Below are 425 nucleotides of genomic sequence, written 5' to 3' on the forward strand. Positions count from 1 at the left end.
GTTTTATGCCTTGCCCCAATCGCCACAAACCTTTAAGCAACTGTTAATGGTTTCTGGTTTCGATAGGTATTTTCAAATTGTAAAATGCTTTAGGGATGAAGACCTACGTGCCGACAGGCAACCTGAATTCACACAGATAGACTGTGAAATGTCATTTATCGAGCAAGAGGATATCTTAAACACTTTCGAGGGCCTGATTAGACGCTTGTTCAAGGAAATAAAAGGAATAGATCTACCTGAAGGTCCTCGCATGCAGTATGCTGATGCCATGCGTCTTTATGGCTCCGACAAGCCAGATACTCGTTTCGATATGACTTTTGTAGAACTAAACAGTATAGTAAAAGGAAAAGATTTTGCTGTTTTTGACAATGCAGAACTGGTTGTGGCCATTAATGCAAAAGGCTGTGCGCAGTATACGCGTAACC

At 41.4% G+C, this 425-nt stretch carries 1 protein-coding gene; it reads left to right on the forward strand.

Annotated elements, in window-relative coordinates; genetic code table 11:
• The coding region (locus JHD69_RS20480) for an amino acid--tRNA ligase-related protein (protein WP_304622313.1) at positions 1 to 425 on the forward strand (425 nt) is incomplete at both ends.

The organism is Pedobacter sp. ASV12, from assembly GCF_016429155.1.
Classification (GTDB): domain Bacteria; phylum Bacteroidota; class Bacteroidia; order Sphingobacteriales; family Sphingobacteriaceae; genus Pedobacter.